At 44.3% G+C, this 23984-nt stretch carries 25 protein-coding genes and 1 riboswitch; of the genes, 13 read left to right on the top strand and 12 right to left on the bottom strand.

Features of this window, described 5'->3' with window-relative positions:
* Position 1 precedes the first annotated feature (1 nt).
* Together ACMXYS_RS10865 and ACMXYS_RS10860 are read left to right on the top strand one after the other, a co-directional pair.
* Positions 2-910, top strand: a complete 909-nt coding sequence (locus ACMXYS_RS10865) for an EamA family transporter (RefSeq protein ID WP_415896512.1) — start codon at positions 2-4, stop codon at positions 908-910.
* Positions 911-919: 9 nt separating this feature from the next.
* On the top strand, positions 920-1537 hold the full coding sequence (locus ACMXYS_RS10860; RefSeq protein ID WP_415896511.1) for a nitroreductase family protein: 618 nt from the start codon (positions 920-922) through the stop codon (positions 1535-1537).
* 59 nt (positions 1538-1596) lie between these two features.
* Here the strand turns inward: ACMXYS_RS10860 and ACMXYS_RS10855 are convergent, their stop codons facing one another.
* Positions 1597-2214, bottom strand: coding sequence for a LysE family translocator (locus ACMXYS_RS10855; RefSeq protein WP_415896510.1), 618 nt, complete (start codon positions 2212-2214; stop codon positions 1597-1599).
* Positions 2215-2506: 292 nt separating this feature from the next.
* Here ACMXYS_RS10855 and ACMXYS_RS10850 point away from each other — a divergent pair, with 292 nt between their 5' ends.
* From ACMXYS_RS10850 to ACMXYS_RS10835, 4 genes are all read left to right on the top strand, one after another.
* Positions 2507-3430, top strand: a complete 924-nt coding sequence (locus ACMXYS_RS10850; RefSeq protein WP_415896509.1) for a LysR family transcriptional regulator — start codon at positions 2507-2509, stop codon at positions 3428-3430.
* Positions 3431-3542: 112 nt separating this feature from the next.
* Entirely contained in the window at positions 3543-4148 is a 606-nt protein-coding gene (locus tag ACMXYS_RS10845; RefSeq protein ID WP_415884027.1) for a LysE family translocator, read from the top strand.
* Positions 4149-4411: 263 nt separating this feature from the next.
* Positions 4412-5077: a hypothetical protein gene (locus tag ACMXYS_RS10840; protein WP_415896508.1), complete on the top strand. Its 666-nt coding sequence runs from the start codon at positions 4412-4414 to the stop codon at positions 5075-5077.
* 6 nt (positions 5078-5083) lie between these two features.
* Positions 5084-5626, top strand: coding sequence for a FlgO family outer membrane protein (locus ACMXYS_RS10835; protein WP_415896507.1), 543 nt, complete (start codon positions 5084-5086; stop codon positions 5624-5626).
* 125 nt (positions 5627-5751) lie between these two features.
* On the opposite strand, the gene ACMXYS_RS10830 is transcribed toward ACMXYS_RS10835, so the two are convergent.
* From ACMXYS_RS10830 to arsB, 3 genes are all read right to left on the bottom strand, one after another.
* The gene (locus tag ACMXYS_RS10830) at positions 5752-6084 is read right to left on the bottom strand and encodes a hypothetical protein (RefSeq protein WP_415896506.1); all 333 of its coding nucleotides are present in this window, start codon (positions 6082-6084) and stop codon (positions 5752-5754) included.
* Between the two features lie 142 nt (positions 6085-6226).
* Positions 6227-6823, bottom strand: a complete 597-nt coding sequence (locus ACMXYS_RS10825; protein ID WP_415896505.1) for a hypothetical protein — start codon at positions 6821-6823, stop codon at positions 6227-6229.
* A 282-nt stretch (positions 6824-7105) separates the two neighbouring features.
* The gene (arsB, locus tag ACMXYS_RS10820; protein ID WP_415896504.1) at positions 7106-8125 is read right to left on the bottom strand and encodes an ACR3 family arsenite efflux transporter; all 1020 of its coding nucleotides are present in this window, start codon (positions 8123-8125) and stop codon (positions 7106-7108) included.
* A gap of 263 nt (positions 8126-8388) precedes the next feature.
* On the opposite strand from arsB, the gene ACMXYS_RS10815 reads away from it, so the two are divergent.
* Positions 8389-8670 (top strand): hypothetical protein, encoded by a 282-nt coding sequence (locus ACMXYS_RS10815; protein WP_415896503.1) that lies wholly within the window; start codon positions 8389-8391, stop codon positions 8668-8670.
* Positions 8671-9231: 561 nt separating this feature from the next.
* Positions 9232-9319: riboswitch (cyclic di-GMP riboswitch) on the top strand.
* 28 nt (positions 9320-9347) lie between these two features.
* Positions 9348-10286 carry a hypothetical protein gene (locus ACMXYS_RS10810; protein ID WP_415896502.1) on the top strand — a complete coding sequence of 313 codons (939 nt, stop codon included), beginning with the start codon at positions 9348-9350 and terminating at the stop codon, positions 10284-10286.
* A gap of 100 nt (positions 10287-10386) precedes the next feature.
* Here ACMXYS_RS10810 and ACMXYS_RS10805 read toward each other — a convergent pair whose 3' ends face one another.
* Entirely contained in the window at positions 10387-11664 is a 1278-nt protein-coding gene (locus tag ACMXYS_RS10805; protein ID WP_415896501.1) for a DEAD/DEAH box helicase, read from the bottom strand.
* 124 nt (positions 11665-11788) lie between these two features.
* Between ACMXYS_RS10805 and ACMXYS_RS10800 the strand changes: the two genes are divergently transcribed.
* Positions 11789-12226, top strand: a complete 438-nt coding sequence (locus tag ACMXYS_RS10800; protein ID WP_415887615.1) for a BLUF domain-containing protein — start codon at positions 11789-11791, stop codon at positions 12224-12226.
* A 49-nt stretch (positions 12227-12275) separates the two neighbouring features.
* Here ACMXYS_RS10800 and xthA read toward each other — a convergent pair whose 3' ends face one another.
* Positions 12276-13091 (bottom strand): exodeoxyribonuclease III, encoded by an 816-nt coding sequence (gene xthA, locus ACMXYS_RS10795; RefSeq protein WP_415896500.1) that lies wholly within the window; start codon positions 13089-13091, stop codon positions 12276-12278.
* A gap of 176 nt (positions 13092-13267) precedes the next feature.
* Here xthA and gorA point away from each other — a divergent pair, with 176 nt between their 5' ends.
* Positions 13268-14626 carry a glutathione-disulfide reductase gene (gene gorA, locus ACMXYS_RS10790; protein ID WP_415896499.1) on the top strand — a complete coding sequence of 453 codons (1359 nt, stop codon included), beginning with the start codon at positions 13268-13270 and terminating at the stop codon, positions 14624-14626.
* A gap of 155 nt (positions 14627-14781) precedes the next feature.
* A complete protein-coding gene (locus ACMXYS_RS10785; protein WP_415896498.1) occupies positions 14782-15252 on the top strand; it encodes a GNAT family N-acetyltransferase in 471 nt (156 codons plus the stop codon).
* 69 nt (positions 15253-15321) lie between these two features.
* On the opposite strand, the gene chrA is transcribed toward ACMXYS_RS10785, so the two are convergent.
* Both chrA and ACMXYS_RS10775 read right to left on the bottom strand, forming a co-directional pair.
* The gene (gene chrA / locus ACMXYS_RS10780) at positions 15322-16488 is read right to left on the bottom strand and encodes a chromate efflux transporter (RefSeq protein WP_415896497.1); all 1167 of its coding nucleotides are present in this window, start codon (positions 16486-16488) and stop codon (positions 15322-15324) included.
* 58 nt (positions 16489-16546) lie between these two features.
* Positions 16547-17818, bottom strand: a complete 1272-nt coding sequence (locus tag ACMXYS_RS10775) for a glycosyltransferase (RefSeq protein ID WP_415896496.1) — start codon at positions 17816-17818, stop codon at positions 16547-16549.
* 104 nt (positions 17819-17922) lie between these two features.
* Here ACMXYS_RS10775 and ACMXYS_RS10770 point away from each other — a divergent pair, with 104 nt between their 5' ends.
* Together ACMXYS_RS10770 and ACMXYS_RS10765 are read left to right on the top strand one after the other, a co-directional pair.
* Positions 17923-18456, top strand: a complete 534-nt coding sequence (locus ACMXYS_RS10770; protein ID WP_415884042.1) for a DinB family protein — start codon at positions 17923-17925, stop codon at positions 18454-18456.
* A gap of 72 nt (positions 18457-18528) precedes the next feature.
* Positions 18529-19614, top strand: a complete 1086-nt coding sequence (locus ACMXYS_RS10765; protein ID WP_415896495.1) for a DUF1835 domain-containing protein — start codon at positions 18529-18531, stop codon at positions 19612-19614.
* A gap of 12 nt (positions 19615-19626) precedes the next feature.
* Here ACMXYS_RS10765 and ACMXYS_RS10760 read toward each other — a convergent pair whose 3' ends face one another.
* The 4 genes from ACMXYS_RS10760 to modA form a co-directional block, all read right to left on the bottom strand.
* Positions 19627-21090 carry an HD-GYP domain-containing protein gene (locus ACMXYS_RS10760; protein ID WP_415896494.1) on the bottom strand — a complete coding sequence of 488 codons (1464 nt, stop codon included), beginning with the start codon at positions 21088-21090 and terminating at the stop codon, positions 19627-19629.
* 81 nt (positions 21091-21171) lie between these two features.
* The gene (modC, locus tag ACMXYS_RS10755) at positions 21172-22257 is read right to left on the bottom strand and encodes a molybdenum ABC transporter ATP-binding protein ModC (RefSeq protein ID WP_415896493.1); all 1086 of its coding nucleotides are present in this window, start codon (positions 22255-22257) and stop codon (positions 21172-21174) included.
* Positions 22250-22948, bottom strand: a complete 699-nt coding sequence (gene modB, locus ACMXYS_RS10750; RefSeq protein ID WP_415884046.1) for a molybdate ABC transporter permease subunit — start codon at positions 22946-22948, stop codon at positions 22250-22252. Before modB ends, modC begins: the two co-directional genes overlap by 8 nt.
* A 3-nt stretch (positions 22949-22951) precedes the next feature.
* Positions 22952-23719: a molybdate ABC transporter substrate-binding protein gene (gene modA, locus ACMXYS_RS10745; protein WP_415896492.1), complete on the bottom strand. Its 768-nt coding sequence runs from the start codon at positions 23717-23719 to the stop codon at positions 22952-22954.
* Positions 23720-23984: the final 265 nt, after the last annotated feature.

Genomic DNA, 23984 nt, shown 5'->3' with positions numbered 1-23984 from the left:
GATGATCGGTAATTTACCTAACAGCGTGCGTATTGTTGTAACGGCACTGGCCCCCATCATTTGGGGCTCGACTTACATCGTTACTTCCGAACTATTGCCTGCTGATCGTCCCTATACCGCCGCATTGATTCGTGTGCTTCCTGCGGGCTTCTTGCTTTTATTGATGAGTTTTTATCTGCCTAAGCGCAAAGAGTGGGGCAGGTTAATCATTCTTTCCGCGCTAAATATTGGACTGTTCCAAGGACTATTGTTTGTTGCGGCATATCGTTTACCCGGCGGAATTGCTGCTGTTGTGGGTGCAATCCAACCCCTGTTATTGATGTTGCTGATCTGGTTAATCGACAGCAAAGCACCAAGAGCGCTGACGGTCATTGCAGCCACCTTTGGTGTTATCGGTATGGCTGCACTGCTCCTGTCGCCGAATGCTGAGTGGGATCTATGGGGAATTATTGCGGCATTTCTTGGTGCGTGTTCTATGGGTGCCGGAACCTACTTAGCGAAACGCTGGCAGAGTTCCCTTCCCGTATTAGCTTTTACCGGCTGGCAGCTATTGCTGGGTGGATTGATGTTGCTACCCGCTGCCTATTTTCTAGATCCTGCACTGCCTGAGTTGGGCAGCACAGAGATACTCAGTTATGCCTACCTTTCTATATTCGGAGCGTTAATTGCTTATCTACTGTGGTTTAAAGGTATTGCGACACTGTCACCGGTGGCAGTGTCATCTTTTGGACTGCTGAGCCCTGTAACTGCAGTGGTGCTGGGCTGGTGGTTGTTAGATCAAAGCTTACAGGGCTTTGCATTACTTGGGCTGATTACTGTGTTGATCAGCATTTTAGTCGTGCAAATCTCTGCATCACCTAAATCTATTTCACGTTCTAAACAGCCTGTTGTTGCTGAAGCTAAAGAGTAAGGAGTTGTTATGAAAGATATGATTACCCAACTGATTGAAACCCGTGCCTCAGTAAGGCGTTATGATGCAGACAAAAAACTATCAGATACTCAGCTTAAAGAGCTGTTGCGATTAGCGACGCTATCGCCTTCGGTTTATAACATGCAGAACTGGAAGTTTATTGTTGTTTCTAGCGAAGAAGCCAAACAGAAACTGCACCCAATCGCGTTTAATCAGCCACAAATTCTAGATGCATCTGCCACAGTGATCATCTGCGGCACGCTTAAGGGCTATCAACAATTACCGAAACAGCTCAGCCCAGTGGTAGAAGCTAATATCATGTCGCAAGAGGTAGCGGATGGTTGGGTTGAAATGGCGACCAATTCACACGAAGGCAATTACACCTTGCAGCGAGATGAGGCACTACGTTCCGGTTCATTAGCCGGTATGACTATGATGTTGGCAGCGCATGGTATGGGTATCGCATCAGGTGCTATGACGGGTTTCGATCCAGGCCAATTACACGCTGAGTTTGAGCTTGAGGAAACGGATATTCCAGTAATGCTGGTAACGCTTGGCTACCCAGCAAAACAGAGCTGGCCGCAAAAACCACGCCAGCCTGTTGAGGATGTAGTCGCTTTCGTTTAACGATCAACAGAAAACAGGCTCGCGTGTTGTGGTGATAAAAGGTGATGGGAGAAGAGGAGTTAAGCTAAATAGGTTTGGTGCAGCTCGTTCAGTACCGGTAATACCGAAACCATCAATAAAAGTGCCATCGAGATATTAAATACTCGTTGGTACTTTGCTTCTTTGAGGAAGCGTTTTAGCCCCGATCCAAAGATCAGCCATACGCCCACGCATGGGAAACTCACCACAAAGAAGGACAGGCTAATCACCATAACCTGTAGCAGCATCGTTGTATCTTGCGAGGTATAAGCCGCAATCGCACCGGTCGCCATCACCCAGGCTTTCGGGTTTACCCATTGGAAAAGTGCCGCCTGCATAAAGGTCAGCGGATTAGATTTCTGATCCCCCTCCATCGACGTAGGGGCAGAAGACGCCACTAACCACGCAAGGTAAAGCAGATACGTCACACCAAGCACTTTGATGATCTCGTGAACAATCGGGAACTTCTCAAATACTGCGCTAAAGCCCAGTCCAATCGCAATAACCATCAGTGGGAAACCCAAGCAGATACCTAGTAGGTGGGGCATGCTGCGCTTAACGCCGAAGTTAAGCCCAGAGGTCATAATCATAATATTATTGGGGCCCGGGGTTACCGTGGATGAGATCGCAAACACTAAAATCGCTAAATAGATTTCCATAAAAAGAGTTCCGTAACTTATAAGTGCTGTAACAGGCAACTAAATACAAAAGTGGAAATGTTCGTAAGCTATATAGTGTCGTATAAGCAAAGTTCTAGGTGCAGAGGCAGAAAAGAGATAATTAACCGTCACAGATCCAACACAGTTGCTCTGTATTGCTCTTTAAAAGGGTACAGATAGGCCCTAGCGTTTACTGGATAGCCCTTAGCGTTTCATGGACAGACTCTAGTGTTCGATGGATAGGATAAGATAGATTATGATTAACCTTTTAGAGAGCTATGGCTGAATCTTTGTGAATCGACTTAATCTGAACCTGCTGCGTGCATTAGTCATTATGCTGGAAGAGCGCAACGTAACCCGTGCTGCTGACCGGTTACACCTTACGCAATCAGCCATGAGCCGACAGTTAAGTCAGCTACGCGATCATTTTGCCGATCCACTGCTTATTCGTGAAGGTAATGATTACCTGTTAAGCGCCAAAGCCAAAGAGCTACTGCCTAAAGTGCAGGCTATTCTGGCTGAGGTGGATGAGCTAGGGGAGGGCGATAGCTTTAACCCCGCCGAGTGTGTGCGTCGCTTTAGTTTTGCCTGTACCGATCATGTAGCGCAGTTTATCTTTCCCGATATTTTGCAAAAGCTTCGTCAAGAAGCACCGGGGATCGATATTAGCTACGAGATGTGGCGACCAGAACTGTTAACACGTTTAGGTCAGCTGCCACTTGATCTCGCTTCAACTACAACCAACAGCCTGCCAGAGAATGTACTGAGCATTCATATCGGCCAAGACAGCCCAGTGTGTTTGATGGCGAAAGACCATCCACTAGCGGGTGAAAGCCTTACTATAGAAAAGATGCTGGAGTACTCATTCCTGCGTTTAAACAGCGGTGGTGATAAAGATTCCTTCTTTGATCGTGCGCTGGAAGCCCAAGGCTTACAACGTCGCATCCAATTTGAAGTACCGTTCTTCTCTGCGGCGTTTCAGGCGTTATCTAGTGAACCTATGCTGATGATCTTGCCACAGCATATTGCTAGCAATGCCTTAGCGCACTTTCCTTTGAGTTACGCTGAACTACCGTTAGATGAAGTGCCGCAGAACAACTATCACCTCTGCTGGCATGCTCTTCACGATCAAGATCCAGCCCACCGTTGGTTACGAAATTTGATCGCGGATCTGCTCCGTGACGAGATGCATATCGACACTCATGCAACGGAATAGCACTTATCAAACTGGGTATGATTTTAAATCATAGTCGGTATTTGATATTTGCATTTTTTTAATTCCTTTCAGCTAACTACAATACCTCCATCTACTGATCGAGGTGACTTCCATGACTCTGGCCATCTGGCTTTCATTTGTTGTTGTATGTCTATTAGGCACTATGTCTCCAGGCCCAAGCTTGGCGGTGGTATTGCGTCAGACATTAGGAAATGGCCGTAAACATGGTGTGATCACCGCAGTAAGTCACTCAACTGGCGTAGCGGTTTGGGCGATCTTAACCCTTTGGGGCTTGGGCGTTGTGGTATCGGAACACCCAATGCTTTACCAAGTGATCACTTATGTTGGTGCGCTTTATCTAGCATGGCTTGGTTTAAAAGCGATCCGCTCAAAAGGTAATGCTAACTTCGGTAAAGACAAAACCGTAGGCCCGTATTCAGAAGCGGTACGTGACGGGGTGATGATCTCGGTCCTAAATCCAAAACTGGCGCTGTTCTTTATCGCTCTGTTCTCTCAGTTTGTCTCAGCCGATCAATCGGTGACCGAAAAGCTGATCTATATGGGCACAGTGGTATGTATCGATATGCTGTGGCTATGCAGTGTGGCGGTGGTGCTATCGAAAGAGAAAGTGATCAAAGCCCTACAGAAAAAGGCAAAAGAGATCGATCAAGTGAGTGGTTTGGTGATGATTGGTCTAGCACTACGGATCGCTTTATAAGCGATCTGTGTCTAGGAGAAGATTTGCTTTATCTGAACAATTTTATGTTTTTAAAATAAGCGCTTCATATATTAAGTTTCTATTATTTTTTATAGTCAGTGCGGTTGTATCTGCTTGAATTCACTTCCTTTTATCGATTGACACTTCATTTATTCAAAGTAGGATTGCTTCTACGGAACTTAGTTGTTCTAGATATATACGTTGGCTCGTAGTTCTTGCGAGCCCACTTTAAGTTCGCAGCGGACGACGAACAAGGAATTAAAATGGTTAAAAAGATTATCGTTTTGGGTGCTACGGCCAGCATCCTGACAGGTTGTTTTCAAGCAAATACTGCCCAGTCTCCACTCCCTTCTACTTACCCAATTTCACAACAGCAAAAGATGCAGGCAGCTCATCACTGGAATGTTCTAGCTGAGCATGAAGCTAAGCTAATTGCGGGTTCGGTAGGAAATAAAATGCCTCTACACATCAGTGGTGGCGATGCATCTCAAGTTTTTTATCAAGGCTATGCAAATTTACTGACGAGTCAGCTAGTGCAAAACGGTGCGACTGTATTGACGACACCACATGGTGCTGCAAATGTTTCTTTTGATGTAAATGTTGTGAAGCACAAAGACAAAGATAGCGTTCGTGCTCCTGTTGGTACGTGGTCATTGTTAACTGCAGGTGTTGCAGTTACAGCTCACGCGATAGATAAATGGACAACACCGGCTAAGTTATTGATTCCTGCAGCGGTAGGGGCTGATATAACCAGCGGTAACTGGGTTAAAGACTCAAATGTAGAAGTTATTATCACCACGACGGTTACTCAGCAGAATCGTATTCTGCATTCATCGTCAAATATCTATTACATCAATGGTGGTGATGCTTCTCATTATGCTCCAAGTGTGACCTCCACTAAATCTGTCACATTAACCGATCAGGAGTAATAAACAGTGAAAAAGCTACTTACCGCTCTATTGATTGGGGTAACACTGATTACGGCTGGTTGTGCAAGTGATAAGGCTGTTCGCAGTAAACCTACAGAACAAAAAGTTGATTTGGTTGGTGTTCTCTCGGACGCGCGTAATCCTTTATTCAACAAGTTGCTTTCGCCTTTATCTAAAGACCAAGCAATTATGACAGCAAGCTTTGCGAATATTGATAATCTGTCCTCTTCATCTACCTTCGGGCGAATGGCTGCTGAAGTGATCTCAGCTGGCCTTACGAAGAGAGGCTACAAAGTCATTGAAGTGAAAATGCGTGATAGTTTGTTTATCAAGCAACGTGCAGGTGAGTTTATGTTGTCTCGCCAGCTTCAAAATATCTCTCAACAGCATGATGCTCAGGCTGTTCTTCTTGGTACATACGCTATAGGTGGCGAAAACCTTTATGTGAATGCTCGCCTAGTGAGAACGGTTGATAATATTGTGTTGAGTTCCCATGACTTCGTTTTACCTCTTAACAGAGATATAAAGAGGTTATTAGGAGGTAGATAATCTCTTAATGTTTCTAAGGCCGCTATCATAGCGGCCTTTTTATGATCAATGCTTTATTCTAGGAAATAAAACACCGAATCAAGGGTATTAAGAAAAGGGAAGGCAGAACGGTTTATGCACTGAAATTACCAGTTTTTAAACTGAAGTCCGTCGATCTCTTCCCACACAATCTCATCATTCAGACTGCGCACAATCTCAATCGACTCGTTTAGGTCAGCATGTTTAGTAAACGAACCTTTGCGCTCATGCATTGGTACATCCACCAGAATCGAGCCATCATCCTCAACCATAAACTGCAACATCAGATTGTTCTCATCAATCAACCCGATAAAGTTATCTGGCTCCTTCAGCATACTCTGCATATGCTCAATCACATTCTCTATGGTTTCAGATACAGCCTCATCCGAGCGTATATGCTTATCAGTAGAGTAGTCGGTGTAGAAAAATTTAAATGACATGGGTAGAGCCTTAATGCTGACAAGAAAAGTTATATTATAACTTATTGTAAGCTGGACTGACCGAATTACTTGGAAGCATCCTAGAATTAAAGGGGCTTTGAACCCTTAACGGCCTTAACGAATTGCCTTAACGTCTTGAAGGTTAACTTTCATTTCTTGTAAAAAATAAAACGGCTAGCACAACCAATACGATTAAAGAGGCGATCTGAAATGCTATTTCTTCGCCCCATGTTAATGCTAGAGAATAGAATTTGACTGCATTAACGATGGCCATGAAAAAGGCGCCAATGGCAACTATGGGCCAGAGACGCTTTTTTAGCAGTTGCTGTAAAGTCTTGGTGAAAAAAAAGAGCTTCTGACGAAACCTCCCAAACTTGGTGCGGCCAAGCTCTCCAAACTTTTTGCCTTTGGGGGAAATTCGGTACTCCAAGCGAGGAGGATTTAGACCACGATTACGATCGAGTAAGCCAAGTTCGCAGAATGCTGCTGCTTTTTCGATTACTGCATTGGTAAGCTCTTCGTCTCTTCCATCACCCTTTTGGATTGGGACTCCTTCGAGCTTTAATGACTGCTGGTAAAAAGTGTTGGTGAACTCATTGATGTTGACCCATTCACCTTTCTCTGAATAGAAAATTATCTGATTAAAGAGGTTGAACCATGGAATCATTGAATCGCCTAGCATGTGTTTTACTGTCCTAACAGCTAAATATACGACAAGCATTTTGTCGTATATTTCCAAATTAAAATTCTTTAGAAGTAGTCCTTAACCCATGGAAGTTAAATATTTAATTATGGATTTATGAAATCGGAGTTTTACAGAAAAGCGACAAACTGCGGTGTACCTACATCAAAACTAGAAAATGATCATTTATACGAATCATTCTCAATAATCCATTAAGGCGGGTTAACCTATCTCCTTAGTTGATTCCATACTGGCAGAGATAGATTTGTTTGAAAAGTGTAGAAAGTGGTGGTTTTGTGTATTGCCGTACTTAGCTTTTTAGGCTGTTTCTAGCCGCTGTTACGATGGAAACCAATGCCTAGTTCTATTCGCAAACGCCACTAGCGACAACATCACCGGCACTTCCACCAATACTCCCACAACAGTAGCCAGTGCTGCACCGGAATGAAGACCAAATAGTGAGATCGCCACGGCCACCGCTAACTCAAAGAAGTTAGAGGTGCTGATCATACAAGCTGGAGCAGCGATGTTGTGCGGGAGCTTCATCCACTTCGCGGCAAAGTAGGCCAGCGCAAAAATACCGTAGGTTTGGATGAGTAGTGGGATTGCAATCAGCAGAATCGATTGCGGCTGATTAACGATCTTTTCTGCTTGGAAACCAAATAAAAGAACTACAGTCGCAAGTAGGCCGAGAATCGACCAAGGCTTTAGCGTAGCTAATAAGGATTCTAGGCGCTGGCCATTATCTGCTTTCTCCAGTTTATGTCGTGTCCAGATGCCGGCGATAAGCGGTAACAATACGTACAGCACAACCGATAGCAGCAGGGTATCCCATGGCACACTGATATCACTCACACCCAGAAGAAAGGCGGTAATCGGTGCAAAAGCAAACACCATAATGACATCATTTACTGATACCTGAACTAAGGTGTAGTTAGGATCGCCTTTGGTCAGTTGGCTCCAGACAAACACCATCGCGGTACACGGTGCGACGCCCAGTAGGATCATCCCTGCGATATATTCACTGGCGCTTTCTGGATCGACTAGATCTGCAAATAGAATGCGGAAAAACAGCCAACCTAAGAGCGCCATAGAGAAGGGTTTAATCAGCCAATTTACCACCAGCGTCAGCGCGATCCCTTTTGGTCGTTTACCAACATCTTTTAACGCGGTGAAGTCGATCTGGACCATCATTGGATAGATCATCACCCAGATAAACACCGCTACCACCAGATTTACATGAGCAAATTCTAGTGCTGCGATCTGCTCAAAGAAGGTTGGGATAAGATTTCCCAGTACAACACCCGCCAGAATGCAGACACCTACCCAAAGGGTGAGGAAACGTTCGAATATACCCATAAAGCTAAACCTAATCTTGTTGGTAAGAAAGAGAGTTTAGATTATATACGGAAAATCATATATATATGTAATTTAATATATGTTATGCATGGGGATTTATATGGTTTTGATAGCGCTGAACTAAACCGATTCAACCCAGATTTTTACTGCAGTATATTTATATTTTTAAGCCTTTTGGGCGAGTACCTAAGTTTTATGGCACAAATTAGTAAGTTAAGCCTACACTTTGTGTGTGTATTATTTGGAAGATAAGGATGTTTGCGATGACTAGAATTGAAGATGGGTATCTAGATGATGGCGAGCTTGAAAGGCTATTTCCTAGGGCTTTTGTGTCTAGAAATAGCTGCTTCACTAATCTATGGCAAATGCTGCATAAATGCAAAATGAAGTCAGCACTTTACCCTGATACTAAAAATGAGCAGCTGGATAGGGTAATTAAAACCCATACTAGCTTTAGTTCTTGGAAAGAGATGTACGAGACGGCGCTTGAGCAGTATGCCGACGATTTATGTTCGAAAGTGGATGAGGATATCCAGACTCACTGATTTCTATCTTAGAGATCTTGATTAGAAGAGCTGAACCTAGCCGCTTCAGCCCTGATCCTTAAATAACCTTAGCTTCTACCCTTCCACGGATTTACACTGCCTTTCTCTGCAGCGGCTGCCGCTTCACGTAGTTTGTCTTTCTTGCTCTTACGCTTACCTTTAACCGGCGCTTTACCTTTTTTAGCCAGTACTTCGGCTGGTATCTCTTTCGATCGTTCAAAGCCCTCGATTTGCTCGCGGGGTATCTGTTGCTGAGTGCGCTTTTCGATCAGTTTAAAGTGTGCGTCACCTTCGTGATCGACAAAAGAGATCGCTTCACCGATTTTGCCAGCTCAATGGCAAAAAATGATGGTGTGGTTAGTAGAGTTTAATCGATAGTTTATTACGAGTATTTGGGTTGGTTATGGTGACCCTTAGCACCGTGTTAATGACACTGTTTTTTTAAGATCGTTTAATTATTTGAATGAATATTCTAATTCTCTAAATAATAATATTGTATTGATCAATAAGTGTACTAAATTGCAGTGTAATCAAGAATCATATTTATAATTTTTGTTAGGTTCTTACTGTCGCCAAACTTGTCGTGAGGCAAGGACGGAAAGTCACAGGTCTGTTTGGTAAGCAGTCAATAGACGGCTGGTCTGCACAAAACAATTAGTTACATGGGATGTTGTGATATGAATAGTTCAAGTTTGTGTAAAAAATTAATACCTCTTCTTGCTGTTTCGCTTCCTCTAACTGTTCAGGCAGTCGTACTTGATTACGAAGCTGTTCCTACAGGTACAGTTTATAATAATGTGTTAGAGCAGGGGTTCGTTACTGCAGTAAAACGGTGTGATTCTTTTGGTACTGTCGAAGCTTGTGTGAAAGCGGGACACCAAACGGGCGGTCTGCAATACAATGCTAGTCTAGGTGATGACAAGGCACCTAGTTTCTTAACTCTTAATTGGTCGGCAACCGTAAAAGCTACTGCAATAATCTCTCCAGAAGATCTCAATGCTGTTTTTACGTTAACTGGATTATCTCTTGCTACGGCATATAGGAGAGAAACTTCCAATGTAAGAATCATTGGGTACGATGAAAATCTAGATAAAGTGGTTGAAGCAACCGTCAATCTCACTAGTGCATCATTCAATTCTTATCTTCTAAGTGGTTTTGATAACCTTAAAGCTATAAGTCTCACAGGTGACAGGCGATTTTCGTTTGATAAAGTCGAGGTAACAGCCACTTCTGCTGACAAGCTTGCTTGTGTGGGATTTGATTCCCCTATGGATAAAAGTGTTTCTGTTAAAAAGAACAGAGCGCTACCGTATAAAGCGGTATTAATTGACGCTGATGGTTTTGAGGTCACTGATGCTGATGTTAGTACCCCTCCAGTTATTTCAGTGAAATACTATTCTTCAGCTTCAACCGAAAGTGCAGTTGATGTGGAAACTCTCTCACCAGGTAACTCGTTCGAGGGTAATCAGTTTGCATACGTTGACGGCAATTGGCAATTTAATTTGTCAACTCGAAATCACTCAGCTTCTGGTAACTATTTTGTAGAGATGGTTTCAGGGGATAGCAATGAATACCTTATAGAGCCGCAGTGTGCTGGGTCTTTCAATGTGAAATAATTATATAAAATCATTGCTTAAGCCCCCCTTATGGGGGCTTTTATTTTCTAATCTGATTTTAGCTGAACAAGCTCTAACGTATACCGCTGTAACTTTTACCTTAGCTTCTACCCTTCCACGGATTTACACTGCCTTTCTCTGCAGCGGCTGCCGCTTCACGTAGTTTGTCTTTCTTGCTCTTACGCTTGCCTTTAACCGGTGCTTTACCTTTTTTAGCCTGAACTTCGGCTGGTATTTCTTTCGATCGTTCAAAGCCTTCGACTTGCTCGCGGGGTATCTTTTGCTGAGTGCGCTTTTCGATCAGTTTAAAGTGCGCGTCACCTTCGTGATCGACAAAGGAGATCGCTTCGCCGATCTCACCTGCACGGGCAGTACGGCCAATACGGTGAACGTAATCGGCAGGGGCACGAGGCAGGTCGTAGTTAAGTACGCAAGGTAGGTTTGGAATATCAATACCACGAGCTGCTAGGTCTGTCGCAATCAGAATTTTACATTCACCTGATTTAAACTCTTGTAGCGCTTGGTTACGCTCTTTCTGCGTTAGATCGCCATGCAGAGTTTTCGCTTGAATGCCGGAGCGGTATAACTTCATCTCGACATTGTTTGCGGTACGCTTACTGGCAACAAAGATCAGGACTTGTGACCAGTTTTGCTGTTTCAGCAGGTGCTTTAACAACATAGTGCGGTTGTTGTGGTCGACCTCAATTGCACGTTGTACTAACTGTTCTGGGATTGTGCTCTCTTGCTCAATCTTAATTTTGACTGGGTTATCCAGAAAATCGTCGGTGAGTTCCTGTACGCCTTTTGGGAAGGTCGCGGAGAACAGCAAGTTTTGGCGCTGTTCTGGTAGTTCATCCAGGATGTCATCCAGTTCATCAGCAAAGCCTAGATCTAACATGCGATCAGCTTCATCAAGTACCAGTGTGCTGACGTTACGTAGATCAACGGCATTACGCTCGAATAGATCGATTAGTCGCCCAGGTGTTGCAACCACAATATCTGCACCACCACGCATCGCCTGCATTTGTGCATTGATGGATACGCCACCGTAAATCGCCAGAGATTTAAGCTTCCTTGGGAAGTTACGGCCGTACTGACGGATCGCTTCTTCCACCTGTACTGCCAGTTCACGCGTAGGTACTAATACCAATGCGGTAACTAAGTTATTTCGCGGCGGTAAGGATGTCGCTAAGCTTTGTAAAATCGGTAGTGTAAATGCAGCGGTTTTACCAGAGCCTGTTTCTGCAGCAGCTAAAACATCTTTTCCCTCTAGGGTGACCGGGATCGATTGTTGCTGAATAGGCGTAGGTTGTTCATAGCCTAAATCAGACAGTGCAGATAGCAGGAAATCAGATAGACCGAGCGCAGAAAACGACATATTGAAGTGATAACTCAAGGTGGAAGATAAAGTGATGAGCTATTCTAACAGAAGTCGCTAACAGAAGATTGCTCTTGAGCTAGCCTGATTTTATCAGGAATTAACTGCGTCGCTGAGGTTATGGATGCTGCATCAGTTTGTTTATATCAGTCATCAGGCCAATGAGTTTTCCTTAGAGGGCTTAAGGGAGCTAATGAATCAGGCTCGAACCAAAAATAAACGCTTGGAGTTAACAGGTTTGTTGCTATTTGATCCTCCGCTATTTTTTCAGGTGTTAGAAGGGCCGGAAGCGTCCATAAAGCAGATCGCGGCAGATATCAGAGCAGATACGCGCCATAGAGATATGGATATCATCTACACCAATGACAATTTAGCAGAGCGGGAGTTTTCCCGTTGGCAGATGGGCTTTAGGTTTTTAGGAACGGGAGATAAAAGTTCTTACCAACATCTGGATGAACGGGTGAAGCGCTTATTAAGAATGTCGCATCCGAATGGTCAACTTGCTCATGATGCCTTGGTAGAATTTTGTGAGATGGATGCTAAGTATTTTGATCTACCTTAAACAGGGCCACTTACTTTTGCTCTGTAAGCCAGCCCTGTAAAAATCTGATTTAAACGCTTAGCTCTGCCCAGATTGGCGCATGGTCGGATGGTTTTTCCATACCGCGGATTTCGTAATCCACGCCTGAGTCAGTGCATTTCTCTAGCAGTGGTGCTGTTAGCAAAATACCGTCTATACGCAGGCCGCGCTTTGGCTCAGCATCGAAACCACGTGAGCGGTAATCAAACCAACTGAATACCTGAGCTTCATCTGGGTTCTGATGACGGAAGCAATCAGTTAAGCCCCAACCGGTTAGCTTGCCATACCATTCACGCTCTTCAGGTTGGAAGCTGGCTTTACCCGTTTTTAACCAACGCTTACGGTTTGGTTCACCAATACCGATATCTTTATCTTCTGGTGAGATGTTTAGATCGCCCATCACCACAATGTTCTGATCAGGTGTGTAGTTTGTTTCTAAGTGGCTCTGTAGATCGGCATAGTACTTACGCTTGGCTGGGAATTTAACTTCATGCTCAATGTTCTCACCTTGAGGGAAGTAGCCATTCAATACTGTTACTACGTTACCTTCGTCAGTTTCGTAGTCACCCATGATCATGCGGCGCTGAGCGTTTTCTTCATCAGTTAAAAAGCCTTTCTGTACATTGCTCAATGGCTTTTTGGAGATCAGACAAACACCGTAGTGACCTTTTTGACCGTGGATCTCTACGTGGTAACCCATCGCTTCAACATCTGCCATTGGGAAGGCTTCGTCATGAACCTTGGTTTCCTGCAGGCCAATAACGTCTGGCTGATACTTATCGATAACCGCTTGTAGCTGGTGAAGGCGGGAACGTAGTCCGTTAACGTTAAAGCAAATCAGTTTCATAAGGCCGCAATCCTGAACAAAAATAAAAAATGGATTTTAGTGAACATTTAGCCGGATGGATACTCATAATGAATTAGTAAATTCTATTGGGGTGTTTAACTTTCTTTATTGGCCTTCATATACAGGTTTCAGTACAGTGAGCACATTGAAGATTGACACAAGAAAAGGAGCCGATTGTGGCGGAATACGATTTTGATCTATTTGTAATTGGTGCGGGTTCAGGCGGTGTACGTGCGGCACGTATGGCAGCAGGCATGGGTGTTAAAGTTGCCATTGCAGAAGATCGCCACCTTGGCGGCACTTGTGTAAACGTAGGTTGTGTACCTAAAAAGCTATTTGTATACGCATCTCACTACGCAGAAAGCTTTGAAGAAGCGGCTGGTTTTGGTCTTACTCATAAAGGTATGGAGTTTGATTGGCCGACCCTTCGTGACAATAAAACCAAAGAGATTGAGCGTCTAAACGGCATCTACCAGAACCTATTGGTGAACTCAGGTTGTGAGCTAATTAACGGTCGCGCTACTTTGGTGGATGCGCACACAGTCGCTGTAGGTGATCAGCAATATACTGCTGAGCGCATTCTGGTTGCTGTAGGTGGTTGGCCGAACATTCCGGATATTCCGGGGAAAGAGCACATTATCAGTTCTAATGAAGTGTTCTACTTAGAAGAGTTTCCTAAGCGCGCTCTGATTGTAGGCGGTGGTTATATCGCCGTTGAGTTTGCCGGTATCTTTGCAGGCCTAGGCGCGAAAACAACCTTGGCTTACCGTGGTGATCTGTTCCTACGTGGTTTTGATAACGAGATTCGTGAATTCACTGCCAAAGAGGTAGCGAAGAAAGGTGTGGATCTGCAGTTCAACAACAATATTGAAGCAATCGAGAAACAAGCGGATGGTTCCCTGCTTGCGACCATGACTGATGGTTCTGTAATCGAAGCAGATCAGATCATGTATGCAACGGGTCGTAACCCTAAGGTTCAGGGCTTGGGTCTTGAAGCGCTGGGCATCGAACAAGGCAAAAATGGCGCTATCGTGGTTAACGATGAGTTCCAGACTAATGTGCCATCTGTTTACGCTGTAGGTGATGTAATCGATCGTGTTCAGCTAACGCCGGTTGCGCTTGCAGAAGGTATGGCTCTGGTTCGTAACTTATATGCAGGTGCAAACCAGAAAGTAGATTACGATCTAATCCCAACTGCTGTGTTCTGCCAGCCTAATATCGGCACAGTAGGCTTAAGCGAAGAGCAAGCGCGTGAGCAATACGACAACATCGAAGTGTACAAATCTGAGTTCCGTGCGATGAAACATACTATCAGCGGCAGTGAAGAACGTACCTTTATGAAGATGCTGGTGGATGCTGATAGCCGTAAAGTATTGGGTGTTCACATGGTTGGTCCAGATGCCGGTGAAATCATTCAAGGTATTGGTATCGCTCTTAAAGCCGGCGCCACGAAAGAGGTATTCGATAGCACGATTGGGATCCATCCAACCGCTGCTGAAGAGTTTGTCACTATGCGTGAGCCAAGCTCAAACTAATTTTCCCCTCTACGGAAAACCAAAAGCCGATGTTCAATACATCGGCTTTTTTGTAACTAAACTGTATTACACATAATTATCGAAGAGCCTCATCTAACTTCGCGAAAGATTAAGATGTTTCAGCTCCAGCGAGTTGGTTGAAAAATGAAGGTCATATGCATTATTTGGAATACGTCAAATTCACCGAGATTGAGCCGCTAGAGTTTTTGCCGGTGTTAAATAAGCGATCGACGCGGGAGCATCTTATTGCTCATGAGCTGTTTGATCTTGAGATGGTGACTGATTGGATTCAGGGCAAAATTAAGGTTGATGCTACTGAGGGTTGCAGGGTTAGAGCGATTAAAGTTAAGAACACGCTAGCAGGATGGTGTGGCATTCAGTTGGAAGAAGGCAAATATGAGATAGCTATCGTCATCGACGATAGCTTTTGGGGTATAGGAAAACAGATATTTCGTGAAATCATGCGCTGGGCTAAAGAGCTGGGTCACAAAACGATCTTTATTCATTTTCTGCATACGCGACCTGAGTATAAATTTTTAAAGAAGTTGTCGAAAAATGTATACGAGAGCGAGCTTATGGGAAGTAAATTTATGACATACGAACTTGAGGTGGAGAAACAATTTTGATTTAGGCTGAGCTTTACCCTCTAAAAGCCAGCCTTATATCGAATAATCTTTTGTTTACAAAGATGCTAGTTAGAAGAAAGCCCATCCAGCCATTGCAAACCCTGCGACTAGCGCCAGTATCGGCGGCTTAAATTTTTGTAAGGTAAAGAAGCCAATAATCACCAATGCCATATCTAATCCAGAAGTTACGCTGGTGACAAAGACTGGTTGATACAAAGCCGAAAGCAGCAAACCTACAACGGCTGCATTGATACCCCAAACGGCACCTGCAATTTTAGGTTTCGCCGCTAATGACTCCCATGCACCTTGTAAGCTCAGTACCAGTAAAAAACCCGGTAGAAAAACAGCGAGTGTTGCAACGATAGCACCCAGAAGTGCTGCATTACTCTGCATATCCGCACCAAGGAAAGTTGCAAGGGTAAACATCGGGCCGGGGATCGCTTGAGCTGCAGCATAACCGACGACAAAACGGTCTGGATCTACTGCTTCGCCAAGGGTTTGTTGCAGAAGTGGCAAGACAACATGGCCGCCACCAAATACTAAACTGCCTGCTTGGTAAAACGCGTTAAACAGGGCTGCCCAGTCAGAAACAAGGGCAAATAGAGGCATCAGAATAAACAGTAGGCCGAAGATGATTAACGGCAGTTTTGCCGGTTGTTCTGTTTTGTTAATTTCTTCTTCTGATTCTTTATCAGTTGAAGTCAGTTCCGATTTTTTCAGATAGATACCTACACCCGCTGCCATAAGCAGTACAGCCATTTGCGTCCACAATGACGGTGCTATTAGAAGAACTGCAGCGGTGAAGATAGCAATGCTGAGGGATTGGTTTTCTTTGCAGAAATTACGTTGCATGCTCAGCGTTGCATCAGCAACGACGACAACGGCTAAGAGTTTGAGGCCATGAACGGCACCGGTTAGAAAACTACCGCTGTTTTGAGTATCAGTTGTGGCAAGCAGATAGAGAATGAGAAAAGAGGGCAGCGTGAAGCCAAGGAAAGCAGCAATGCCGCCGTAAAGGCCTGCTTGTCTTAGACCAAGTGCAAAACCCACTTGGCTTGATCCTGGACCCGGTAGAAATTGGCTAAGGGCAACTAACCTTGCGTAGGAATCCTGATCGATCCATTTCTTCTCTTGTACAAAGGTTTTTTGAAAGTAGCCAATATGTGCAGCAGGGCCACCAAAGCTGGTGCAGCCTAAAAGTAGGAATCGCCAAAAGACTTCCCAAACCTTGTCCATATTCTGTCCTGTTCTCATCTAAAAAATCTTAGCAGAGTAAAGCAGCACTGTGACAGGTTTATGACTTTTCTTGGTTTTCTAGCGTGCTTTCCAGCTTATTTTTAGCCGTGATCCATTGGGACATATATTGGGTGCTTTTGAGACTGTGATGATTCAGCATGGCCCCAGTGAAATTTTGTAGGCGATGTTGCTCTAGGTTTTCCAGCAGTGCTTTGATACGTGAAATCAGAGCAGGCCCTGTTTGGTTACCATCGTACCTATTTTTTAGCAGTGCTTTATTATTTTGCTGAGTGCGTAGCCATGCTTGCTGATCTAGATATAGCTCTACTGCAGCTTCGATAAAGGCGTCATCGTTGTCAGCAATGCTTCCCGGCCATTGGCTAGGATCAGACAGCATTCCTTCACTACCTATAGACGTCGTTATGCTTGGCGTACCGCAGACCATCGCATCCAGTAACTTACCTTTTATACCAGCGCCAAAACGTAGCGGGGCTAGGCAAACGCGGGCTGATTTAAATGTATCGTAGGCATCTTCTGCCCAGCCTTTGATAAGGAAACCGGTTTTAGGGTTGTTTAACGCTGTGGCTTTAGGTGGTGGGTAAGATCCCCATATATGCAGCTCAGCATCAGTTTCGCCGCGTTCTTTTAGGCGCTGGCGTATCTGCGGCCACAGTCTTTGCATCTCCAGCACAGAATCCCAATTAGGCGCATGGCGGAAGTTTCCAATCATCATAAAGTGAGCGCGCTCTTCAAAGCATGGAACCTGATGTGGCAGCTTATCCAGATCAAGCATAAAAGGCAGATGATGGAACTGTTGCTCTGGTACCGAGAACTGGTTTTTTAAAAGCTCTATTTCGTAATCGGAGATGATTAACGAAAGGTCGGAACGATAGATTGCTGCGATCTCTCGTTTGGCAATGTCTGAGTATAGATCTGTTAGCGTCATCTCGCGGTTTTGCTTAACGGCTTGATGACGAGCATTACGCAGACATTGCAGATCTTCAGTATCCAAAATGCGTAGGGCATTAGGGCAGTTTTTTTCCACTCGCCAACCAAACTGTTCTTCCATCATAAAACGGTCGAACATCACAATATCGGGATTAAGGTCACTGACGAACTGATCAAAGCAGTCACTGTTAAGTTGGATATTGCAGTGCGCGATGCCTTCATCATCTAGGTTGATCATATGCTCTGTGGTTTGTGCAGGGCTGGCAAATGTAACGTTCCACCCTTGCTGCTTGTACAGGCGTAACAGTGACAGCATATGGCTACCAGCTGCAGAAGAGTTGGGTTCGGGCCAGACGTAACCAATCACTAAAACGCTAAGCATAGAGTTAACCTAGAAAGAAAAAACAGCATTCTACCTTTTATTTGTAAGGTTTCTATAAGTTGTCATCTTTTGCTGTTTAAATGGATGAATTCTAAGGAGGAACTATGACACTGAAAGACCAGTTTGAGCTGATGGCTCGTTATAACCAATGGATGAATGAAAGTATCTACGAAGCCGCAAGCGAGCTTGAAGAGGGAGAAGTTAGTAAAGATCAGGGAGCTTTTTTTGGGTCTATTTTAGCTACGCTTAACCATATATTGGTGGGCGATATTATCTGGTTAAAACGTTTTGCCGATCATCCATCAAATTACAAAAGTTTAGAAGAAGTAAGAGCGATGGAGCGCCCCGCCAAACTAAGCACGGTAGTTTATTCCGATTTTGAAGAACTGCGGGATGCGCGTTACTTGCTTGATCGTGCCATTGTCGAATTATGCGATGAGATCGAAGTGTATGATCTGAACCACTCCTTGGTTTACTGCAATATGCAGGGTAATAAGTTTGAAAAGCGTTTTGGCTATCTGTTGCAGCATTTCTTTAATCATCAAACCCATCACCGCGGGCAGGTGAGTACGATGCTGAGCCAAAAAGGTATCGATTTGGCGGTGACAGATCTATTAGCGGTTATCCCAGAAGCCTAACGTTAAAGGTTAAAATCGCTTATGCTGTAAATCAGTTCGTGGAGTTCTGATTAATCATTCAAGGAGTAGAGAGTGAAGTTACATATCACAAATGGCGATTGCGCCGGGGATATGCTGCAGGAAGCAGAAGGCATTGATGGCGAAGTATTATGTTGGCGGGACCTGTTACATGACGGCCCTGTTTTAAGCCAACCTGCGTTAAACCGTGAGGCGCGGATCAGTTTTCTGACTGAGTTGTTAGTTAACAGCGATTTGGATATTGATGAACCGAAAATGCTTGTCACCAAGGATTTTACCGAGCGTGATCAGGTCTTAGCGCGTGTCGCAGAATTTGATGAAATCGTTCTCTGGTTCGAACATGATCTGTACGATCAATTGCAGCTATTAGATGTCTGTCAGCATCTATATTCGCGCTTGGATCAATTACCAAAGCTCTCCATTATCTGTATTGATGATCACCCCGAAGTTCCTTTCTTTCATGGCTTCGGCAATCTCACTCCGGATATGTTGGTTGGCCTCTATCCAGAGCGAGAGCCACTTAGCCTAGAGCAACTCAAGTTAGCAGCTGATATCTGGTCTGCTTTAACCTCTGCTAGCCCTGAACGATTAGCCGAATATGCAGCTGAACCAGTAGAAGGTTGGCTCTATATGCAAAAGGCATTAAGACGCTTTTGCTGCGAGTTTCCGGCTTTAGAAACGGGTTTAACTTTAACTCAGACCTATCTTCTTCTGACCCTTTTAAAAGCGCCGGATGAGCTTCCTGCATTAGAAGTACATCTAGCTTTGCTGGAACAGCACGGCAGACTGCCAAAAGGTGTGACAGCGCAAAGTCGTTATTACGAAATACTATCAGGCCCGGCAACTTTTCAGCGAATTTTCCATCATCTACAGCGATTAGAAGTGGATCCTTTTATGGGTGACTTATCGGTTAAACATGAGTTGGATCGCTTGATCGGGGCGGAAGAACCCTACGTGAGTGTGACCGAAGGTGAGCCGGAAGTTTATTCGCTCACCGCAGCAGGTGCAGAGGCACTTCAAGGGATGCGTCACTGGCAGCAAGGGAATCATTACGGGTTATGGCGAGGTGGAGTAGAGATTACGGACGATAACCTATGGTTGTGGGATCAACAACACAAGCAGTTTTCGTTACACGCATAAGCTTATTAAGGCTTATGCGGCAACGGTATTCTCATCGCTATATTGTGCGGCAATCTCTTTAAACTCGGTTTCTAAGGCTAAGAAGGCTTCGACCACTTCTGGATCAAAGTGATTGTCTTTACCTTCAACGATAATATCTCTAGCCTTTTCGTGACTGAATGCAGGTTTGTAGACGCGTTTAGAGATAAGGGCGTCATAGACATCAGCTACGGCCATTAGGCGACCTGACAGCGGGATATCTTCGCCCTGTAGGCCGTTCGGGTAACCTCTACCATCCCATTTTTCGTGATGGGTTAAGCTAATTTCACGAGCAATCCTTAAGAAAGAGTTACTACCCAATTGGTTCTCAGCAACTTCTAAAGCATCTGCACCGATTTGCGGATGCTGCTTCATAATGCCGAACTCTTCGTCTGTCAGCTTACCTGGTTTCAACAGAATACTATCTGGAATACCGACTTTACCAACATCGTGTAGTGGTGCTGATTTGTACAGGAGTTCGATTGTTTCTGACGTCAGGTAATCAGCATGTTTCGGGTTTTGGCGTAGCTTAATGGCTAAAGCGCGTACATAGTTTTGGGTACGTAAAATATGCCCGCCGGTTTCGTTATCGCGGGTTTCGGCCAAACTGGCTAAACCTAAGATACTGGCATCACGTGTCACGTTTAGCTCGCGTGTCCGTTGTGCAAGTGAGCTGATCATTTGGTTGGTATGTAGTGCCATCAAACCAAATTCATCATTGGTGGTAACCGGCACTTCTGTATTTAACTCGCCTAGGGATACCTGTTCGAGCGTACTGTTTTCCGCTTGAATAAAGAACTTGAGGTTACGCGCGTAGCCTAAAATGATCGTTAAGATATATGCCATGACTACACCGACGACAAACACTATCTCCGTCAGGATATAGCGCTGTGAGGTTTCTAGTGGAATACTGTCGCCCGTGTGGATCAGCCACTCCAAATCTTTATTGATTACTAAGAACACAACACCGATTACTGAGATAGCACAGATCGTTGCAAACCAAGTGAATTTTTTAGTGAGCGGATAAGGAGAACTATCAGGCTCCAAATGTTCTTTTTGAGCTTGTAAACATTGGGCGAGTTGGTGCTCTTTGAATAGGGCGAGATCACAAGAGATCAGATAACCAAGCACTCCCATGCCGACTAGCACCTTACCTGCGCTTTCTAATGGGAACTCATATATCAGTGTATTGAATAGGCTCAGTAGTATAGAGCAGCCGACAAATAAACCAAGATCGACTTTGAACTGGAAGCTTACCTTGGTTTTAAGCGGTTGTTTTTGAATTTGACCTTCAAGCAGGTACCTAAGGCTGCCTTGAATAATAAAGGTGACTAAGATGGGTAATAGCAACTGCGCAGTGGTAAGAGAATCTAAGAATGGACAGACTTGAACACCGTAGATAGAGAACAGCGTCATTGCGATCAAGTAGTGGATTATGGTGCGCTTTGTTGTAGTCATCGGTCCATTACACACAAATTTTAGAAGACAATAAAATTAATATTAGCTTTCAATGTTGAGTGATCGTTACAAATTAATCCGTCACAGTCCAGACCAATCTTCTTGGGTTACACTAATACCTTTGATTTGAGCATATACTTTGTCTCCGACTTGGAGATTAAGTTCCGTTAACGCCCAACACGTTATATGTGACCATAGCTTGCAGCCTCCTATATTCAGAACCACCTCTACCTGATGCGACGACTCTTCATCAATCTGCATGATTGTAGCTGGTAGTATGTTACGAATACTGGTCTGCTGAGGTTGCTCTTTAGATAAAGACACATCGTTAGCTTTAATACGTACACGTAAGGGTGTGCCTGGAGGAATATCTAAGGCTCGCATCCACAGCTGAGTACTGTGGGATATGTTCAAGCAGGACATTGCATGCTTAGGGTGATGATGGTCTAGGGTTGCGTTGAATAGAGAGCTGCGGGTATCACCGGATAGCCATGGGCGCATCTGTTCTGATGACCAAACTTCTTCAACGTTACCAAACTGCAGAATCTTCCCTTGTTCTAGCAAAACCAAGTAATCAGCTAGCTGGATAATCTCTTCTAGGCTATGAGTTACATACAGAATGGGTAACTCAACCTCTTTCGCTAGTTTTGCTAAGTAGGGTAATAGTTCTTTCTTTCGTGGTAGATCGAGTGAGGCTAAGGGTTCATCCATCAACAGTAAGCCTGGATCGGAAAGTAGGGCTCGCCCGATTGCCACACGCTGTTTCTCACCGCCAGACAAGGTATTAGGCAAGCGTTGCAGCAGCGCTTGAATATCTAGCATCTCAACTACGCTTTGGAATTTCTCATCTTCTGGAGTGTATTCCGAGCCGTACAGGAGATTACCTTGAACACTGTAGTGCGGAAAAAGGAGGGCTTCTTGGAATACATAGCCGATACTTCGTTTCTCTGGCGGTAAAAAGCGTTTGGTTTCGGTATTGGTAAGGTCACGCCCGTTTAAAGATATACGGCCTTTATGGGGTTTTATTAAGCCCGAGATATAGTTAATCAGACTGGTTTTACCAGCGCCTGATCGCCCAAAAATTACGGTCACACCACTGCGAGGCAGTTCAAAGTCACATTCCATTTTGAGATCACCCAATTGGGTATCTAAGGCAACTTTAAGCATGTGTGCCTCCAAGTTTCTGCTTGGCTTTTCGTGTTAGCCATTCAGAAGCTAAGAGGGACGCTAAGGCTATGAATATTGCTATGGCACATAATCGAGCTGCTTGGACTTCCGCACCTGGCGTTTCAATAAAGGAGTACATTGCTAGAGGGATCGTACGCGTAATTTCAGGAATATTGGAGACAAAAGTAATGGTCGCGCCAAACTCACCCAGCGAACGGGCAAAGCCCAGAATGATCCCCGTTAAAATACCGGGCAGTGTTAATGGCAGAGTGATGGTGAAAAATACTTTGGTGGGTGAAGAACCTAAGGTTCTTGCTGCATATTCAAGCTTCGGATTCACTGCTTCAAAGCCTTGCCTTATAGCTCTCACCATCAGCGGGAATGCAACGACGGCAGCGGCCAATGCCGCACCTTGCCAGCTGAAGCTGAAACTCAGTCCTGTTAGCTCATAAAGTGGTTTGCCAAGCCAGCCTTGGCGGCCAAAACCAATTAGTAAAAGATAACCAATAACGACAGGTGGAAGTACTAAAGGTAGATGAACAATGCCATCTAATAAGGTCTTACCAGGGAATTTTTTTCGCGCGAGAATCCAAGCTACACCAATAGCAACGGGCAAGCTAAACAGAACAGATGTGAGTGAAACTTTCAAACTCAGTAATAGGGCGGCCCACTCGTATTCTGTTATAAACATGGATTATTTATCTTGCAGTGTTTTGAAACCATAGCGTTTGAAAACGTTGCTTGCCTCTTCGCTAAATAGAAATTCATAAAATAATGAGGTACTAGCGGTATCCTTACCCTCAATTTTAGCAACCTCATAGATGATTGGGCTATGCATCGATTCTGGGATCTCACTGAGTATATTGAGCTGAGGTTTATCTACAATATCGGTTTTGTAATGAATCCCCATCGGTGTCTCACCTCGTTCAGTCAGAGCCAATGCTGATCGCGCACTGTTGGTGGGGGCAAAATAGCTTTGCCACTCTTGCCAAAGGTCGGCAGATTGCAAAGCCTCTTTTGCATAGATACCCACAGGAACATGATTAGTGTCGCCAATAGCGATACGTGCATGTCGATCAATTATTTGATCAATTTTGATTGCTTCGGAAAATTGGAACGGGGCAATTACGTGATTTTTGTTTCCAACAATTACCAGTCTGTTACTGATTAAGGCCTTACGAGTATTAGTTCTAAGGGCACCTTGATTCTCTACGTAATCCATCCAGCGTTGATTAGCTGCAATATAGAGATGAGCTGGGGCGCCTTGGGTAATTTGTCGTGCCAGTACAGAGGAAGAGGCAAAGGTCAGAGAGGGAGAGTGCAGGTGTTTATCTCTGAAGTTTGCGGACAGTTCTTCTAGTGGTGCTGTTAAAGAGGTGGCTGCAAATATGTGAATCCTGTCTTCTGCTTGAACTGAGGTGAAGTAAAAACAAGATAAGAAAAATAAAATCTTAGACTTCATTAAGGCGTATCCAAGACTAACTCAGCTTAGGAATATGCGGAATATGCTATACAACTGCGGGGCTGAGATAAAGCGAAGGTATAAAATTATACAGTTTTAAAATGACTGAATTGTACATATGTAATTTTGTTTAATCTAAATTTACTAAGCTTTTGTAGAAATTTGATGTTGATTGCTATTTTTCTAATTGTGCATAAGGCTAAAATGCTTTTGAGCTGTCATTGATTTTGGTTTTTGCAGCGGAATTATTGGAAAAGCAGCTAAA

It is taken from the genome of Neptuniibacter sp. QD57_21, assembly GCF_047778075.1.
Lineage (GTDB): Bacteria > Pseudomonadota > Gammaproteobacteria > Pseudomonadales > Balneatricaceae > Neptuniibacter.
The sequence above is the reverse complement of the archived record's forward strand: the minus strand, read 5'-3'. Positions and strand labels throughout refer to the sequence as shown.

Excerpts from the sequence above, each read along its gene's own strand:
- ACMXYS_RS10865 (WP_415896512.1), top strand. The coding sequence starts at position 2 with ATGATCGGTAATTTACCTAACAGCGTGCGTATTGTTGTAACGGCACTG.
- ACMXYS_RS10860 (WP_415896511.1), top strand. The coding sequence starts at position 920 with ATGAAAGATATGATTACCCAACTGATTGAAACCCGTGCCTCAGTAAGG.
- ACMXYS_RS10855 (WP_415896510.1), bottom strand. The coding sequence starts at position 2,214 with ATGGAAATCTATTTAGCGATTTTAGTGTTTGCGATCTCATCCACGGTA.
- ACMXYS_RS10845 (WP_415884027.1), top strand. The coding sequence starts at position 3,543 with ATGACTCTGGCCATCTGGCTTTCATTTGTTGTTGTATGTCTATTAGGC.
- ACMXYS_RS10840 (WP_415896508.1), top strand. The coding sequence starts at position 4,412 with ATGGTTAAAAAGATTATCGTTTTGGGTGCTACGGCCAGCATCCTGACA.
- ACMXYS_RS10830 (WP_415896506.1), bottom strand. The coding sequence starts at position 6,084 with ATGTCATTTAAATTTTTCTACACCGACTACTCTACTGATAAGCATATA.
- arsB (WP_415896504.1), bottom strand. The coding sequence starts at position 8,125 with ATGGGTATATTCGAACGTTTCCTCACCCTTTGGGTAGGTGTCTGCATT.
- ACMXYS_RS10815 (WP_415896503.1), top strand. The coding sequence starts at position 8,389 with ATGACTAGAATTGAAGATGGGTATCTAGATGATGGCGAGCTTGAAAGG.
- ACMXYS_RS10810 (WP_415896502.1), top strand. The coding sequence starts at position 9,348 with ATGAATAGTTCAAGTTTGTGTAAAAAATTAATACCTCTTCTTGCTGTT.
- ACMXYS_RS10805 (WP_415896501.1), bottom strand. The coding sequence starts at position 11,664 with ATGTCGTTTTCTGCGCTCGGTCTATCTGATTTCCTGCTATCTGCACTG.
- ACMXYS_RS10800 (WP_415887615.1), top strand. The coding sequence starts at position 11,789 with ATGCTGCATCAGTTTGTTTATATCAGTCATCAGGCCAATGAGTTTTCC.
- xthA (WP_415896500.1), bottom strand. The coding sequence starts at position 13,091 with ATGAAACTGATTTGCTTTAACGTTAACGGACTACGTTCCCGCCTTCAC.
- ACMXYS_RS10785 (WP_415896498.1), top strand. The coding sequence starts at position 14,782 with ATGCATTATTTGGAATACGTCAAATTCACCGAGATTGAGCCGCTAGAG.
- chrA (WP_415896497.1), bottom strand. The coding sequence starts at position 16,488 with ATGGACAAGGTTTGGGAAGTCTTTTGGCGATTCCTACTTTTAGGCTGC.
- ACMXYS_RS10775 (WP_415896496.1), bottom strand. The coding sequence starts at position 17,818 with ATGCTTAGCGTTTTAGTGATTGGTTACGTCTGGCCCGAACCCAACTCT.
- ACMXYS_RS10770 (WP_415884042.1), top strand. The coding sequence starts at position 17,923 with ATGACACTGAAAGACCAGTTTGAGCTGATGGCTCGTTATAACCAATGG.
- ACMXYS_RS10760 (WP_415896494.1), bottom strand. The coding sequence starts at position 21,090 with ATGACTACAACAAAGCGCACCATAATCCACTACTTGATCGCAATGACG.
- modC (WP_415896493.1), bottom strand. The coding sequence starts at position 22,257 with ATGCTTAAAGTTGCCTTAGATACCCAATTGGGTGATCTCAAAATGGAA.
- modB (WP_415884046.1), bottom strand. The coding sequence starts at position 22,948 with ATGTTTATAACAGAATACGAGTGGGCCGCCCTATTACTGAGTTTGAAA.
- modA (WP_415896492.1), bottom strand. The coding sequence starts at position 23,719 with ATGAAGTCTAAGATTTTATTTTTCTTATCTTGTTTTTACTTCACCTCA.